We start from the raw sequence: 16,064 nt of genomic DNA on the forward strand, positions 1-16,064 counted from the left end.
CCTATTACCGGTGCTTTTTCCATTGTCATAGTAAAAAAAGAGCCTAGCGGCTCTTTTTTTTATTATTAAACACGTTCGATTTTGCCAGATTTTAATGCTCTAGCAGAAACGTAAACACGTTGAACTTTTCCGTCGATGCGTACGCGAACTTTTTGAAGGTTAGCGCCCCATTTACGTTTTGTAGCGTTCATTGCGTGAGAACGAGAGTTACCAGAACGAGCTTTTCTTCCAGTGATAGCACAAACACGAGCCATTTATATTTCCCTCCCTTGATACCTTACCATACGTAATTTTTCAATGTTAGTCTTTTTTGCGATGCTAAAAACACTACTATAATTTAACACAACTAAAAAGAGAATGCAACACCGTAGAAAAAAGAAATCAAGAAAAATTACTTGACACCATATGTCGATGATGAAAAGTTGAAATCAAGAAAAATTGCTTGACATATTATAGTGGTACATGTTGTATAATAACAATGGACTATTTTGCTCATCATAAAAAATGTGATTAAAAACATAAAATATGAGAGTGAAAAGAAAGAACGATGGAATTTTCTTTAAAAAGATTATATGATAGTAACTAAAGTAGTCTAGCTCACTTTCACCATTTATGAAGGGGGAAACGAGATGTCAATTGAAATTAAAACAAAGTATGGTCAAATTGATATTAGTACAGATGTAATTGCAACAATTGCTGGAGGTGCCGCAGTAGATTGCTATGGTATCGTAGGTATGGCATCAAAAAATCAGTTAAAAGATGGTTTAACAGACATTTTACGAAAAGAAAACTTCACTAGAGGTGTTATTGTTCGTAAAGATGAAGATGAAGTACATATTGATATGTATATTATTGTGAGCTATGGTACGAAAATTTCAGAAGTAGCACATAACGTGCAGACGAAAGTGAAATATACATTAGATCAAACTGTAGGACTAGCAGTAGATTCTGTAAACATCTACGTACAAGGAGTTAAAGTAATAAACTTGTAATGTGCATTAAGGAGGAAAATCTGTGTCAATTCAAAAAATTGATGGGAAACGTTTATCACAAATGATCATGCAAGGAGCGAATAATTTAACAAATAATGTTCAGCTTGTTGATGCATTAAACGTATTTCCAGTTCCAGATGGCGATACCGGTACAAACATGAACTTATCAATGACTTCAGGCGCACGTGAAGTGAAAGCAAATCCTTCACATCATGCTGGTAAAGTCGGCGTAAGTTTAGCCAAAGGATTATTAATGGGAGCTCGTGGTAACTCTGGTGTTATTTTATCTCAGTTATTCCGTGGTTTCTCTAAATCCATTGAACAAAAAGAAGAATTAACAACAGTTGATTTTGCTGCAGCTTTAGATGCTGGGGTAGAAGCGGCTTACAAAGCGGTTATGAAACCGATTGAAGGAACGATTTTAACGGTTGCAAGAGAAACGGGTAAATATGCAGTGACAGTTGCGAAAAAACAGCGCGACTTTGTTTTGTTTATGGAAGACGTTGTGAAAGAAGCGAATGCATCGTTAAATCGTACGCCAGATTTATTACCTGTATTAAAACAAGTTGGCGTTGTAGATAGCGGTGGTAAAGGTCTTGTTGTTGTATATGAAGGATTTTTAGCTGACTTAAAAGGAGAAACGATTTCTTCTAATGTGTCTGCCCAACCATCTATGAATGACATGGTACGCGCAGAACATCACCGTAGTGTACAAAGCCAATTGAGTACAGAAGATATAAAGTATGGATATTGTACGGAATTCATGGTGAAATTAGAGCCTGAAAAAATGAAAGAACATAATTTCTCTGAACAAAAATTCCGTGAAGATATTAGTGTATACGGAGATTCACTACTTGTTGTATCAGATGATGAGGTTGTTAAGGTTCATATTCATGCGGAACATCCTGGAGATCCTATGAATTATGGACAACGTTATGGTAGTTTAATTAAGATTAAAGTAGAAAATATGCGTGAACAGCATACTGCTTTATTAGATGAGCCGACTATGATGCCTGAGCCGACTAGCCAGTCTAAAGAGAAACAACCGTACGGTATCGTAACTGTAGCTATGGGATCTGGTATCAAAACTTTATTTGAGAGCATTGGCGCGACGAAAGTTATCGAAGGTGGCCAAACGATGAATCCAAGTACGGAGGATATTGTGAAGGCGATTGAAGAAGCGAACGCTGAAAAAATCATTATTTTACCGAACAACGGAAATATCGTGATGGCAGCAGAACAAGCAGCGTCAGTTGTTGATCAAGAAGTGATTGTAATTCGTTCGAAAACAGTTCCTCAAGGTATGGCTGCAATGTTAGCATTTAATCCAGTTGGAACGTTAGAAGAGAATGAAGAAAACATGAAAGAAGCTTTATCTCATGTGAAAACCGGTCAAATTACGTATGCTGTACGTGATACGGAAATTGATGGTGTAGCAATTCAAAAAGATGATTTCATGTGTATCGCAGATGGAAAAATTGTATCAACAAATGCTGGAAAAGTAGGAGCTGCGAAGCAATTACTAGAAGCACTTATTGATGAAGATTCTGAAATTGTAACGATTCTACAAGGTGAAGATGCAACTGACGAAGAAGTAGCTGAGTTAGTTGAATTTGTAGAAGAGAACTTTGAAGACGCAGAAGTAGAAGTACATGCTGGAAACCAACCGGTGTATTCTTTCATCTTCTCTGTAGAATAAGAAAAAATTCGTTTTGAAAATAAATGGATTACTTACTTGCTGATGGATAAGAAGTAGTAATATGAAGTTTATTACTAGTTTTTATTCAAAAGGCTAGCATATTGAAGATAAAAAGAGCCTTGCTGCTAATAGTGAGGCTCTTTTCTTTCGTATTGCTTATGAGGGATTTGAGTAGTTTCTCTTAGAATGCCTATGATAGAATATATAAGGTGAAATAGAGCGATTACAGATGTAAATCGCGTTAATGGATAATGACTCAAAGAAAATAATGTGACGGAGCGTGAGAATCTTGAATGAAGTTGTACAAGTTCCTGTTACGGATGTAAAGGGAATCGGAGGCGAAACATCTGAATTACTACACGAGATGGGAATTTATACAGTTTCTCATCTATTAGAACATTTTCCGTACCGTTATGAAGATTATGCGATGAAGGATCTTGCTGAAGTAAAGCATGATGAACGGGTAACAGTTGAGGGGAAAGTTCATAGTGCTCCTTTACTGCAATATTATGGGAAGAAAAAGTCGCGTCTTACGGTTCGTGTCCTCGTCGGTCGTTATTTAATTACAGCTGTATGTTTTAATAGACCGTACTATAAGCAGAAGTTAATTTTAGATGAAACGGTAACGATTACTGGTAAATGGGATCAGCATCGTCAAACGATTGCAGTATCAGAGCTTCATTTTGGACCAGTTGTACGTCAACAAGAAGTAGAGCCTGTATACTCAGTGAAAGGGAAACTTACAGTAAAACAGATGCGCCGTTTTATTACCCAAGCGTTCAAGGAGTATGGAGAATCTATAGTTGAAGTGTTGCCTGGCGGATTGCTAAGTCGATATAAATTATTACCACGTTATGAAGCGCTTCGGGCGTTGCATTTTCCAGCAGGGCAGGAAGATTTAAAACAAGCGCGTCGCCGTTTTGTATATGAGGAGTTTTTCTTATTTCAGCTAAAAATGCAAACATTACGGAAAATGGAGAGGGAAAATTCGAAAGGGACGAAAAAAGAAATTCCTTCAGCAGAATTGCAAGAGTTTATCGATACACTTCCGTTTCCGTTAACTGGTGCACAGCGCCGGGTTGTAGATGAAATTATGAAAGATATGACATCTCCTTATCGGATGAATCGTCTATTGCAAGGTGATGTAGGTTCTGGGAAAACAGTCGTTGCAGCGATTGGCCTTTATGCAGCGAAGTTAGCGCATTATCAAGGCGCTTTAATGGTTCCTACAGAAATTTTAGCAGAGCAACATTATCAATCGCTCGCAGAGACGTTCTCGCATTTTGGTATGAAGGTTGAATTGTTAACAAGTTCTGTTAAAGGTGTAAGGCGTCGAGAGATTTTGGCAAAATTAGAACAAGGAGAAATAGATATCCTTGTTGGAACACATGCTTTAATTCAAGATGAAGTTATCTTTCATAGGTTAGGTCTCGTTATTACTGATGAGCAACATCGATTTGGTGTAGCGCAGCGACGAGTTTTAAGGGAGAAAGGTGAAAGTCCGGATGTTTTATTTATGACGGCGACGCCAATTCCGCGTACGTTAGCAATTACTGCATTTGGAGAGATGGATGTTTCTATAATCGATGAGATGCCAGCGGGTAGAAAGGTAATTGAAACATACTGGGCAAAACATGATATGTTAGATCGAGTTCTCGGTTTTGTGGAGAAGGAGATAAAAAAAGGAAGACAAGCATATGTTATTTGTCCCCTTATTGAAGAATCTGAGAAACTTGATGTACAGAATGCGATCGACTTACATAGTATGCTGACTCATCATTATCAAGGGAAATGTCAAGTCGGATTAATGCATGGCAGACTCTCATCTCAAGAAAAAGAAGAGATAATGGGACAATTTAGTGAAAATAAAGTGCAAATTCTTGTGTCGACAACAGTTGTTGAAGTAGGTGTGAACGTACCGAATGCGACTGTAATGGTTATTTATGATGCAGAGCGTTTCGGTTTATCGCAGCTCCATCAGCTCAGGGGACGTGTTGGGCGTGGTAGTGAACAATCATATTGTTTATTAATCGCGGATCCAAAATCGGAAACAGGAAAAGAGCGAATGCGTATTATGACCGAAACGAATGATGGATTTGTATTGTCAGAAAAAGATTTAGAGTTAAGAGGTCCTGGAGATTTCTTTGGAAGTAAGCAAAGTGGTTTACCAGAATTCAAGGTTGCTGATATGGTACATGATTATCGAGCGTTAGAAACAGCTAGACAAGATGCGGCGTTACTAGTAGATTCAGAAGCGTTTTGGCATAATGATCAGTATGCTTCGCTGCGTACTTATCTTGACGGGACAGGTGTGTTCCAAGGAGAGAAGCTCGATTAAAGGGAGGCAACGAAAGTTTTTGTTGCATTCTACTTTTAATGATTATATACTACTGTTAGTACCTAGTCATAAAAATGGATGGTGCGGTATGAAAAAAAGAAGAAGTAAAAAAGAAAGACAAGAATTATTACAACAAACAATAGAAGCGAATCCTTTTATTACGGATGAAGATTTAGCAGAAAAATTTCAAGTGAGTATACAAACCGTACGTCTTGATCGTATGGAATTATCTATTCCTGAATTAAGAGAAAGAATTAAACATGTAGCTACAAAGCAACATGAAGAAGATGTGAAATCTTTACCGTTAGAAGAGGTTGTCGGAGAAATTATTGATATAGAATTAGATAGACATGCGATTTCTATCTTTGAAGTGAAGGTAGAACACGTATTTAAAAGAAATCAGATTGCCCGTGGGCATCATTTGTTTGCACAAGCAAACTCACTAGCTGTTGCGGTTATTGATGAAGAATTAGCTTTAACTGCAAAGTCTACCATTCGATACATTCGTCCTGTAAAATTAGGAGAGCGTGTTGTTGCAAAAGCGCGCGTTGAAGATGTAGAGAATGATAAAGGCCGGACCGTTGTCAAAGTGCGTAGCTTTGTTGGAGAAGAACTTGTTTTTACAGGCACTTTTGAAATGTATCGATCTAGTAATTATAGTGAGGAAGGTAACAACTTATGAAAATCGCAATAGATGCAATGGGCGGCGATCATGCTCCAAAGGCTGTCGTATTAGGAGCAATGAAAGCTATTAAGGAATATTCTGATTTACATATTACGTTAGTAGGGAAAGAAGAGGAAATTCGTCAATACTTAACGAGTGAAGAACGAATTACTATACTTCATACAGATGAAAAAATCGAATCGACAGATGAACCTGTAAGAGCGGTTCGTCGAAAAAAACAAGCTTCAATGGTACTAGCAGCGCAGCAAGTGAAAGACGGCGTAGCGGATGCTTGTATATCAGCTGGTAGTACAGGAGCTTTAATGGCGGCTGGATTGTTCGTTGTAGGTCGTATGGAAGGAATTGAGCGACCAGCTTTATCCCCTACAATGCCAACTGTTGATGGAGAAGGTTTTGTTATGTTAGATGTTGGAGCGAACGTTGATGCAAAACCAATTCATTTATATCAATATGCAGTAATGGGATCTGTATACGCTGAGAAAGTAAGAGGAATTAAAAATCCTCGCGTTGGACTTTTGAACGTTGGAACAGAGGATGGCAAAGGGAACGAGCTTTCAAAACAAGTCTTTGCAATGCTTAAGGATGCCCCAATTAATTTCGTTGGGAACGTTGAATCAAGAGATTTATTGCAAGGTGTAGCAGATGTTGTTGTATGTGATGGTTTTACAGGGAATGTAGCGCTAAAATCATTAGAAGGAACAGCACTTGCGTTATTTTCTATGTTAAAAGAGCAGTTAATGAGTTCGTTTACGAGCAAATTAGCAGCAGCGGTATTAAAGCCAAAACTTATGGTATTAAAAGATAAAATGGATTATTCGGAGTATGGAGGAGCGGCATTATTTGGATTGAAAGCTCCTGTCATTAAGGCTCACGGTTCTTCCAATGACCAATCAATATTTAGTGCGATTCGTCAAACGAGAGAAATGGTAGCGAAAGAAGTTATTCCTACTATTTCAAGCGTAATGGAGAAAGAGCCACTCCAATAAGAGGAGGATTTGAAATGGGAAAACTAGCATTTCTTTTTCCGGGCCAAGGTTCACAGGCAGTTGGAATGGGTAAACAGTTAGCGGAGAATAATAAAGAGGTTGCAAATGTGTTTGTCAAAGCAGATGAGGTGTTGCAAGATTCACTTTCAGAAGTGATTTTTGAAGGGCCGCAGGAAAAGCTTACGTTAACGACAAATGCGCAGCCGGCCTTATTAACAACGAGTTTTGCTATTTTGACAGCTTTGAAAGAGTATGATATTACACCAGACTTTGTTGCAGGACATAGTTTAGGTGAATATAGCGCTCTTGTAGCAGCGGGTGCAATAACTTTTGAAGATGCAGTATATGCTGTAAGGAAACGTGGGGAATATATGGAAGAAGCTGTTCCTGGCGGAGAAGGTGCAATGGCGGCTATTTTAGGTGCTGATCCACATATGCTGAAACAAGTTACAGAAGAAGTAACAAGTGAAGGATATGCAGTACAAATCGCTAATATGAATAGTACGAAGCAAATTGTGATTTCTGGAACAAAGCAAGGAGTCGAGATTGCTTCTCAAAGAGCGAAAGAAAATGGTGCAAAGAGAGCAATTCCACTTAAGGTAAGTGGACCGTTCCACTCTTCGCTTATGAAGCCAGCAGCGGAGAAGTTCCAAAGTGTCTTAAATGAAATTACAATTCAAGATACGAATATTCCTGTTATCGCAAATGTAACAGCAGACGTTATTACAAGTGGTGCACATATTCAAGAAAAGCTAATTGAACAGCTCTATTCGCCTGTCTTATGGTACCCGTCCATTGAAAATATGGTGAATCAAGGGGTAGATACATTTATTGAGATTGGACCTGGGAAAGTACTTGCTGGACTTATGAAGTCAATTGATTCATCAGTGAAAGCATATGCGATATACGATGAAGAGACATTAAAAGATACCATTTCAAATTTGAGAGGAGAAAACTGATGTTAAAAGGGAAAGTAGCATTAGTAACTGGCGCTTCACGTGGAATTGGTCGTGCAATTGCGATTGATTTAGCGAAACAAGGGGCAAATGTTGTAGTAAATTATGCTGGTAATGAGCAAAAGGCAAATGAAGTAGTTGATGAAATAAACAAATTAGGTTCGGATGCAATTGCAGTAAGAGCAGATGTTGCAAATGCTGAAGATGTTACAAATATGGTGAAACAAACTGTAGATACATTTGGACAAGTTGATATTCTTGTAAATAATGCAGGTGTAACAAAAGATAATTTGTTAATGCGTATGAAAGAAGAAGAATGGGATACAGTTATTAATACAAACCTAAAAGGTGTATTCTTATGTACGAAGGCAGTATCTCGATATATGATGCGTCAACGTCATGGACGTATTATTAATATCGCTTCTGTTGTTGGAGTAACAGGTAATCCAGGACAAGCAAACTATGTTGCTGCTAAAGCGGGTGTAATTGGATTAACAAAAACATCAGCAAAAGAGTTAGCGAGCCGTAATGTTACTGTAAATGCAATTGCTCCTGGGTTTATTGCGACTGATATGACGGATGTATTAGATGAAAATATAAAAGCCGAAATGTTAAAATTAATTCCTGCAGCTCAGTTTGGTGAAGCGGAAGATATCGCAAATGCTGTAACGTTTTTTGCTTCTGATCAAAGCAAATATATTACAGGGCAAACGTTAAATGTTGATGGCGGAATGGTAATGTAATAAAAGAATCGATTTCAACTAGTTTTTTTGGCCAATATTTAATATAATATTTGAGGGGAGGTGAATGGAATGGCAGATGTTTTAGAGCGTGTAACAAAAATCATCGTTGATCGTTTAGGTGTAGAAGAAACTGAAGTAGTACCAGCTGCGAGCTTTAAAGAAGATTTAGGCGCAGACTCCCTAGATGTAGTAGAACTTGTAATGCAATTGGAAGATGAATTCGAAATGGAAATTTCTGATGAAGATGCTGAAAAGATTGCTACTGTTGGCGATGCTGTGACTTACATAGAGAGTCATCTATAATGCTTAAGTGAAGTCCCGTTTTTTAGCGGGGCTTCTCGGCTTATATCTGGAGGGACCTATGCCGTACCGAAAACATAGAGAAAAAAAATACGAAACAAAATATCGTGAAGCGTTTAAAGTATTTCAAGAAGAGATAGGTATTACGTTTTCAGATGAAAAATTATTGATTCAAGCATTTACGCATTCATCGTATGTGAATGAGCATCGAAAAAAACCGCATGAAGACAATGAGCGTCTCGAATTCCTTGGAGATGCAGTATTGGAACTTACTGTGTCGCAGTATCTGTTTCAAAAATATCCGACAATGAGCGAAGGAGAGTTAACAAAACTACGTGCAGCTATTGTATGTGAACCATCTCTTGTTCGTTTTGCAAACGAGTTGTCATTTGGAAGCCTTGTTTTATTAGGGAAAGGTGAGGAAATGACGGGTGGACGTGAACGACCAGCTTTATTAGCGGATGTCTTTGAAGCGTTTATTGGTGCCCTTTATCTTGATCAAGGGCTTGAAACGGTTTGGGGATTCTTAAAAGAAGTTGTATATCCGAAAATTAATGAAGGTGCTTTTTCTCATGTGATGGATTATAAGAGTCAATTGCAAGAATTGATTCAGCGTGATGGTAGTGGCAATATTGAGTATCAAATTTTGCAAGAAAAAGGACCGGCCCACAATCGAGAATTTGTGTCACGTGTTACTTTAAATAACGTGGCTTTAGGTCTTGGTAGTGGTAAGTCGAAAAAAGAAGCAGAGCAACAAGCTGCTGCAGAAGCATTGAAAAAATTAAAAGAACAACTATAAGGAATCCCCCTTTGAATGAGGGGGATTCCTTATGCATAGAATGAAACTTTCTTTTTGTTTGTGAATAAAGGGAAGGGAAATCCGTATAATAGCTTGTTTTTGTATAGACAACAGTTATAACAACGGAGAATAGGAGGAAGGCCTTTCGTGTTTTTAAAAAGATTAGAAATAGCAGGGTTTAAGTCTTTTGCTGAGCGTGTATCTGTTGATTTTGTCCCAGGTGTAACTTCTGTAGTAGGACCTAATGGAAGTGGGAAAAGTAATATTACTGATGCGATTCGCTGGGTACTTGGTGAACAATCTGCAAAATCATTACGTGGTGCAAAGATGGAGGATATTATTTTTGCAGGCAGTGATACGAGAAGAGCGGTTAATGTTGCTGAAGTAACAATAACTTTAAATAATGAAGATCAACGTTTACCGATTGAATATAATGAGGTGTGTGTAACGCGTCGTGTATCTCGCTTGGGTGATAGTGATTTTTATATTAATAAACAATCATGTAGATTGAAAGATATTATCGATTTATTTATGGACTCTGGTATGGGAAGAGAAGCTTTTTCGATTATTAGCCAGGGGAAAGTTGAAGAGATTTTAAGTAGTAAATCAGAAGAACGTCGTGGTGTATTTGAAGAAGCTGCGGGAGTGCTGAAATACAAACTTCGTAAAAAGAAAGCTGAAGTGAAATTAGCAGACACACAAGAAAACTTAAATCGTGTACAAGATATCATTCACGAATTAAGTAGTCAAGTAGAACCTTTGGAAAGACAAGCTTCTATTGCGAAAGATTATCTCGAGAAAAAAGAAGAATTAGAGAAAGTAGAAGCGGCGCTTATTGTACATGAAATTGAAGAATTACATGAGAAATGGGAAGCGCTTCGAAATCAGTTTGGGCATAATAAAAACGAAGAAGCGAAAATGTCAACGCATTTACAAAAAGGTGAAGAAGAGCTTGAGGAATTACGAGGACAATTACAAGCGGTAGATGAGTCTGTAGATTCCTTACAAGAAGTACTGCTTCTTTCTAGTAAAGAGCTAGAAAAGTTAGAAGGACAGCGTGAGTTATTAAAAGAGAGAAAACAAAATGCAACGACGCATTGTGCACAACTCGAACAGTTAATTGTTGAATTAACAGAGAAAGCTACAAGTTATGATGGTGAAATTGAATCCAGTACAGAAGTGTTGATGCAATTTGTAAATCAAGTAAAAGAGTTGGAGACAAAATTGCATGATAATGAGCTACTGCTTGCAACTTTTGCTGACAATTTAGAGGAACAAATTGAGAATTTAAAAGGTGACTATATTGAACTTTTAAATCAACAAGCTAGTCACCGTAATGAGTTATCTATGATTGAAGAACAATCTAAACAACAAAACTCAAAAAATGAACGCCTCGATGAAGAAAATGCGAAATATGTAGAAATACGTATGGAAATTACAGCGAAAAAGACGAAACTTGTGGAAAGTTATGAACAAGTGAAAGAAAAAGTAGCTGGTATCCTTTCTAATATACAAAAGACAGAAGCGGCACTTGGGAAATGCAAGACGCAGTATAGTGAAAATGAAACAAAACTGTATCAAGCGTATCAATTTGTACAACAGGCACGTTCTCGAAAAGAAATGCTAGAAGAAATGCAAGAAGATTACTCTGGTTTCTATCAAGGAGTACGTGAAGTATTAAAAGCTAGAGAAGATAGGTTGCAAGGTATCGAGGGTGCTGTTGCAGAACTGCTAACGGTACCGAAAGAATATGAAATTGCAATGGAAATTGCTCTAGGTGCAGCGATGCAGCATATTGTCGTACAAAAAGAAGAACATGCTCGTAATGCAATTACGTTTTTAAAACAAAATAAACATGGACGAGCAACGTTTTTACCGCAAGCTGTTATTAAAAGTAGATCGTTATCATTTGAACAATTACGTATTGTAAATCAACACCCATCGTTTGTAGGTGTGGCGGCAGAACTTGTGCAGTATAACAATAAATATGAAAATGTAGTTTCAAATTTATTAGGTACTGTTATTGTTGCGAAAGATTTACGTGGGGCGAATGAGTTGGCGAAACAACTGCAATACCGATATCGCATTGTTACAATCGAAGGTGATGTAGTGAACCCTGGCGGTTCTATGACTGGTGGAGCGGTAAAGCAGGCAAAATCTTCTTTATTAGGGCGTCAACGTGAACTAGAAGAGTGGACGAGCAAGTTAACTGATATGGAAGAAAAAACAACGAAGTTAGAAAACTTTGTTAAAGCAGTAAAGCAAGAAATTCAAGAAAAAGAAGTGAAAATACGCGAACTAAGGCAAAGTGTAGAAGCAGAGCGTGTAGATGAACAGAAATTAAGAGAAGAAATTAGTCGCTTAGAATTAGAAGAACATCGTATTAATGATCGTTTATCTATTTACGATTTAGAGATTGAAGGATTCTTACAAGATCAAGTGAAGATACAAGGGCGTAAAGAAGAGCTAGAAAAGATTTTAGCGACTCTTCAAGCGGAGATTACGGGATTAGATAGCAAAATTGTCGCTTTAACAAAACAAAAAAGTGAGCAGCATTCTTCGAAAGAAAAAGTGCAAAAAGAAATGACTGAGTTAAAAGTGTTAGCGGCTGAAAAGCAGCAACGCTTATCTAATCAAAAAGAAAAAGTTGAACGATTGACGAAGGAAAAAGAAGAAACGGATGCAACGCTTGTCAAAACGAAAGAGGATTTAGCATTCTTAAAACAAGAAATGACATCTAATTCAAGTGGTGAAGAACAGATTACAAATATGATTGAGAAGAAAGCATATGATCGTAATCAAACTTCAGAGTTAATTCGCTCTCGTCGTGAACAACGCGTATCGTTACAAGAGAGAGTAGAACAGTTAGAGCGTAATCTGAAAGAAACAACAGGTAAACATAAATACATTCTTGAGATGCTGAAAGATCAAGAAGTAAAAATAAACCGACTTGATGTAGAGTTAGAAAATAGATTACAACATTTACGTGAAACATATACAATTTCATTTGAAGCAGCAAAACTGAAGTATACAATGATGATGCCTGCAGAGGATGCGCGTAAAAAGGTGAAACTAATTAAATTATCCATCGAAGAGCTAGGCACAGTAAACTTAGGGGCAATTGAAGAGTATGAGCGTGTAGCAGAGCGTCATACATTCTTACTAGAGCAAAAAGATGACCTAGAAGAAGCGAAAACGACATTACACCAGCTTATTACTGAAATGGATGAAGAAATGAAAAAACGCTTCTCTACTACGTTTGAAGGAATCCGAATGGAGTTTCAATCAGTATTCTCTGAATTATTTGGAGGCGGTAGAGCGGATTTAGTCATGACGAATCCAGAGGACTTATTAAATACGGGTATTGATATTGTAGCGCAACCGCCAGGGAAGAAACTACAAAACTTAGGTTTACTTTCAGGTGGAGAGCGTGCTTTAACAGCAATTGCGCTGTTATTTGGTATTTTAAAAGTGCGCCCAGTCCCATTCTGTGTACTAGATGAGGTAGAGGCGGCTCTTGATGAGGCGAATGTTGCCCGTTTTGCGCAGTATTTAAAGAAATTTAGTGATGAGACACAGTTTATTGTCATTACACATAGAAAAGGTACAATGGAAGAGTCTGACGTATTGTATGGTGTAACAATGCAAGAGTCAGGGGTATCTAAACTTGTTTCGGTTCGTTTAGATGATGGAGAAGAACTAGTTGCAAGTAATTAGGAAGGATGGGACAGTATGAGCTTTTTTAAAAAATTAAAAGAAAAAATTTCAAAACAAACAGATACGGTAACAGAGAAATTTAAACATGGATTGGAAAAAACGAGAAATTCGTTTGCAGATAAAGTAAATGATTTAGTTTATCGTTATCGTAAAGTAGATGAAGATTTCTTTGAGGAATTAGAAGAAATTTTAATTGGTGCAGATGTCGGAGTTTCGACGGTAATGGAATTAATTGATCAATTGAAAGAAGAAGTGCAACGTCGTAACATCCAGGATCCAAAAGAAGTACAAGCTGTTATTTCAGAAAAGTTAGTAGGAATTTACAAAGGTGACAGTGAGTTTAGTAACGAAATTAATATGCAAGAGGATCAATTAACAGTTGTTTTATTTGTCGGTGTTAACGGCGTAGGAAAAACGACGACGATTGGTAAACTAGCACATAAATTCAAATCAGAAGGTAAGTCTGTCCTATTGGCGGCAGGAGATACATTCCGCGCGGGAGCGATTGAGCAATTAGAAGTATGGGGCGATCGCGTTGGTGTAGAAGTGATTAAACAAGGATCCGGATCTGATCCAGCGGCGGTTATGTATGACGCTGTACAAGCCGCGAAAGCACGTAAAGTAGACGTATTACTATGTGACACAGCAGGACGCTTACAAAATAAAGTAAACTTAATGAAAGAGTTAGAGAAAGTGAAGCGTGTAATTGAGCGTGAAGTACCGGGGGCTCCTCACGAAGTATTACTTGTTATTGATGCAACAACAGGACAAAACGGTTTGAGCCAAGCGAAAACGTTCCGTGAAGCGACGAATGTTACTGGTATTGTTTTAACGAAGTTAGATGGAACTGCTAAAGGTGGTATTGTATTAGCGATTCGTAACGAAATGGATGTACCGGTGAAATTCGTTGGATTAGGAGAGCAAATGGATGACTTACAGCAGTTTGATCCAGAACAATATGTGTATGGTTTATTTGCGAACCTAGTAGAAAAAGAAGAAGTGTAAGTGAAAGAAGCGGTATTTTCCGCTTCTTTTTCTATAAAAAATATGTGATGTTAAGAAAAAAACTTGACACTCTTTTGTACTCCATGTAAACTAATTCATGTAAAGGGAAATCACTTAACAAAGGATGATCCAACATGCTCGAGAAAACAACGAGAATGAACTATTTATTTGATTTTTATCAATCGTTGTTAACGCAAAAACAAAGAAGTTATATGTCGCTTTATTATCTAGATGATTTATCTCTTGGTGAAATTGCGGAAGAATTTGATGTAAGTCGCCAAGCCGTGTATGATAACATTAAACGGACTGAAGCGATGCTTGAAGAATATGAAGATAAATTAGTATTACTTCAAAAGTTTCAAGAGCGACAGCGACTTGTTGCAAAGCTAAAACAGCTAATCAGCGAAGAAGAGCATGTGAATGAAGAAATGAAACAAGTTGTTGAAGCTATCGAAAAATTAGATTAGGAGGGCGGCAATATGGCATTTGAAGGATTAGCCGACCGACTTCAACAGACAATGCAAAAAATCCGCGGCAAAGGAAAAGTTTCTGAAGCCGATGTGAAAGAAATGATGAGAGAAGTTCGTCTAGCTCTTTTAGAAGCGGACGTTAACTTTAAAGTAGTAAAAGATTTTGTAAAGCGTGTGTCTGAACGTGCTGTCGGACAAGATGTAATGACAAGTTTGACACCTGGACAACAAGTAATTAAAGTCGTACAGGAAGAACTTACAGAACTTATGGGCGGAGAGCAGAGCAAAATTGCTGTTGCTAATAGGCCACCGACTGTTATAATGATGGTTGGTCTGCAAGGTGCAGGTAAAACAACGACGACAGGTAAGCTTGCGAATTTGCTTCGTAAAAAGCATAATCGTAAACCAATGCTTGTTGCAGCGGATATTTACCGTCCAGCAGCGATTAAACAGCTTGAAACATTAGGGAAGCAATTGGACATGCCTGTATTCTCTTTAGGAGATCAAGTAAGTCCTGTTGAAATTGCGAAACAAGCGATTGCAAAAGCAAAAGAAGATCATCACGATTATGTTTTAATTGATACAGCAGGTCGCCTGCATATTGATGAAGAACTAATGGATGAATTAGCGAAAGTGAAAGAAGTTGCGAAACCGGATGAAATTTTCCTTGTTGTCGATGCAATGACGGGACAAGACGCGGTAAATGTTGCACAAAGTTTCCATGAACAGTTAGGTTTAACAGGTGTTGTATTAACGAAATTAGATGGTGATACGCGCGGTGGTGCGGCATTATCTATTAAGGCGGTAACAAATACACCGATTAAATTTGCTGGTATGGGTGAAAAACTAGATGCGATTGAAGCGTTCCATCCAGAGCGTATGGCATCCCGTATTTTAGGGATGGGAGACGTCTTAACATTAATTGAAAAAGCGCAAGCTACAGTTGATGAAGAGAAAGCAAAAGAACTTGAGCAAAAAATGCGTACGCTTTCGTTTACGCTTGACGATTTCCTAGAACAACTTGGACAAGTGCGTCAACTTGGACCGCTTGATGAATTGTTAGGAATGCTTCCTGGTGCAAATAAAATTAAAGGGCTGAAAAATGCGCAAGTTGATGAAAAACAAATTGGGCATATTGAGGCAATTATTCGTTCTATGACTAAATTAGAGCGAGAACAACCGGAAATAATCAATGCTAGTCGCAAAAAGCGCATTGCCAAAGGTAGCGGTACAACGGTACAAGAAATCAATCGTTTAATCAAGCAATTTGATGATATGAAAAAGATGATGAAAACGATGACGGGAATGCAAAAAGGTAAGAAAAAAGGACTAGGTGGATTGAAGTTTCCATTCATGTAAGGAAAAAAGATGGCT

The 16,064-nt window shown here is 37.8% G+C and carries 14 protein-coding genes; 13 read left to right on the forward strand and 1 reads right to left on the reverse strand.

Annotation, left to right across the window (positions count from 1 at the left end; translation table 11 throughout):
* Nucleotides 1-65: 65 nt before the first annotated feature.
* Complete coding sequence (gene rpmB, locus ACTFOB_RS11350) at nucleotides 66-254, reverse strand: 50S ribosomal protein L28 (protein ID WP_000124776.1); 189 nt, start codon at nucleotides 252-254, stop codon at nucleotides 66-68.
* A gap of 375 nt (nucleotides 255-629) precedes the next feature.
* On the opposite strand from rpmB, the gene ACTFOB_RS11355 reads away from it, so the two are divergent.
* From ACTFOB_RS11355 to ffh, 13 genes are all read left to right on the forward strand, one after another.
* Complete coding sequence (locus ACTFOB_RS11355) at nucleotides 630-992, forward strand: Asp23/Gls24 family envelope stress response protein (protein ID WP_000021109.1); 363 nt, start codon at nucleotides 630-632, stop codon at nucleotides 990-992.
* A 22-nt stretch (nucleotides 993-1,014) separates the two neighbouring features.
* A complete protein-coding gene (locus ACTFOB_RS11360) occupies nucleotides 1,015-2,691 on the forward strand; it encodes a DAK2 domain-containing protein (protein ID WP_440025973.1) in 1,677 nt (558 codons plus the stop codon).
* Between the two features lie 289 nt (nucleotides 2,692-2,980).
* Nucleotides 2,981-5,029, forward strand: coding sequence for an ATP-dependent DNA helicase RecG (gene recG, locus ACTFOB_RS11365; protein ID WP_440026075.1), 2,049 nt, complete (start codon nucleotides 2,981-2,983; stop codon nucleotides 5,027-5,029).
* An 88-nt stretch (nucleotides 5,030-5,117) separates the two neighbouring features.
* Nucleotides 5,118-5,711, forward strand: a complete 594-nt coding sequence (fapR, locus tag ACTFOB_RS11370) for a transcription factor FapR (protein ID WP_071746801.1) — start codon at nucleotides 5,118-5,120, stop codon at nucleotides 5,709-5,711.
* The gene (plsX, locus tag ACTFOB_RS11375; RefSeq protein ID WP_000684108.1) at nucleotides 5,708-6,700 is read left to right on the forward strand and encodes a phosphate acyltransferase PlsX; all 993 of its coding nucleotides are present in this window, start codon (nucleotides 5,708-5,710) and stop codon (nucleotides 6,698-6,700) included. The genes fapR and plsX overlap by 4 nt, the downstream gene beginning before the upstream one ends.
* 14 nt (nucleotides 6,701-6,714) lie before the next feature.
* Nucleotides 6,715-7,659, forward strand: a complete 945-nt coding sequence (fabD, locus tag ACTFOB_RS11380; protein ID WP_151632652.1) for an ACP S-malonyltransferase — start codon at nucleotides 6,715-6,717, stop codon at nucleotides 7,657-7,659.
* Nucleotides 7,659-8,399, forward strand: coding sequence for a 3-oxoacyl-[acyl-carrier-protein] reductase (gene fabG / locus ACTFOB_RS11385; RefSeq protein WP_440025975.1), 741 nt, complete (start codon nucleotides 7,659-7,661; stop codon nucleotides 8,397-8,399). Before fabD ends, fabG begins: the two co-directional genes overlap by 1 nt.
* A 69-nt stretch (nucleotides 8,400-8,468) precedes the next feature.
* The gene (gene acpP / locus ACTFOB_RS11390) at nucleotides 8,469-8,702 is read left to right on the forward strand and encodes an acyl carrier protein (protein ID WP_000786062.1); all 234 of its coding nucleotides are present in this window, start codon (nucleotides 8,469-8,471) and stop codon (nucleotides 8,700-8,702) included.
* A gap of 58 nt (nucleotides 8,703-8,760) precedes the next feature.
* Nucleotides 8,761-9,498 carry a ribonuclease III gene (gene rncS / locus ACTFOB_RS11395; RefSeq protein ID WP_001146868.1) on the forward strand — a complete coding sequence of 246 codons (738 nt, stop codon included), beginning with the start codon at nucleotides 8,761-8,763 and terminating at the stop codon, nucleotides 9,496-9,498.
* 147 nt (nucleotides 9,499-9,645) lie between these two features.
* Nucleotides 9,646-13,215 carry a chromosome segregation protein SMC gene (gene smc / locus ACTFOB_RS11400; RefSeq protein WP_440025978.1) on the forward strand — a complete coding sequence of 1,190 codons (3,570 nt, stop codon included), beginning with the start codon at nucleotides 9,646-9,648 and terminating at the stop codon, nucleotides 13,213-13,215.
* Nucleotides 13,216-13,230: 15 nt separating this feature from the next.
* Nucleotides 13,231-14,220 (forward strand): signal recognition particle-docking protein FtsY, encoded by a 990-nt coding sequence (gene ftsY, locus ACTFOB_RS11405; RefSeq protein WP_440025980.1) that lies wholly within the window; start codon nucleotides 13,231-13,233, stop codon nucleotides 14,218-14,220.
* 134 nt (nucleotides 14,221-14,354) lie between these two features.
* Nucleotides 14,355-14,687: a putative DNA-binding protein gene (locus ACTFOB_RS11410; protein ID WP_000891061.1), complete on the forward strand. Its 333-nt coding sequence runs from the start codon at nucleotides 14,355-14,357 to the stop codon at nucleotides 14,685-14,687.
* A gap of 12 nt (nucleotides 14,688-14,699) precedes the next feature.
* Nucleotides 14,700-16,049 carry a signal recognition particle protein gene (gene ffh / locus ACTFOB_RS11415; protein ID WP_000863466.1) on the forward strand — a complete coding sequence of 450 codons (1,350 nt, stop codon included), beginning with the start codon at nucleotides 14,700-14,702 and terminating at the stop codon, nucleotides 16,047-16,049.
* The last annotated feature ends 15 nt before the right edge of the window (nucleotides 16,050-16,064 follow it).

Origin of the sequence: Bacillus cereus group sp. MYBK79-1, assembly GCF_051915365.1 — a bacterium.
In the GTDB taxonomy this organism is placed as follows: Bacteria; Bacillota; Bacilli; order Bacillales; family Bacillaceae_G; genus Bacillus_A.

Bases quoted from the DNA above. Each gene is read 5' to 3' on its own strand.
- rncS (WP_001146868.1), top strand. From the start codon at position 8,761: ATGCCGTACCGAAAACATAGAGAAAAAAAATACGAAACAAAATATCGT.
- ftsY (WP_440025980.1), top strand. From the start codon at position 13,231: ATGAGCTTTTTTAAAAAATTAAAAGAAAAAATTTCAAAACAAACAGAT.
- ACTFOB_RS11355 (WP_000021109.1), top strand. From the start codon at position 630: ATGTCAATTGAAATTAAAACAAAGTATGGTCAAATTGATATTAGTACA.
- fabD (WP_151632652.1), top strand. From the start codon at position 6,715: ATGGGAAAACTAGCATTTCTTTTTCCGGGCCAAGGTTCACAGGCAGTT.
- rpmB (WP_000124776.1), bottom strand. From the start codon at position 254: ATGGCTCGTGTTTGTGCTATCACTGGAAGAAAAGCTCGTTCTGGTAAC.
- fabG (WP_440025975.1), top strand. From the start codon at position 7,659: ATGTTAAAAGGGAAAGTAGCATTAGTAACTGGCGCTTCACGTGGAATT.
- acpP (WP_000786062.1), top strand. From the start codon at position 8,469: ATGGCAGATGTTTTAGAGCGTGTAACAAAAATCATCGTTGATCGTTTA.
- ACTFOB_RS11410 (WP_000891061.1), top strand. From the start codon at position 14,355: ATGCTCGAGAAAACAACGAGAATGAACTATTTATTTGATTTTTATCAA.
- plsX (WP_000684108.1), top strand. From the start codon at position 5,708: ATGAAAATCGCAATAGATGCAATGGGCGGCGATCATGCTCCAAAGGCT.
- ffh (WP_000863466.1), top strand. From the start codon at position 14,700: ATGGCATTTGAAGGATTAGCCGACCGACTTCAACAGACAATGCAAAAA.
- fapR (WP_071746801.1), top strand. From the start codon at position 5,118: ATGAAAAAAAGAAGAAGTAAAAAAGAAAGACAAGAATTATTACAACAA.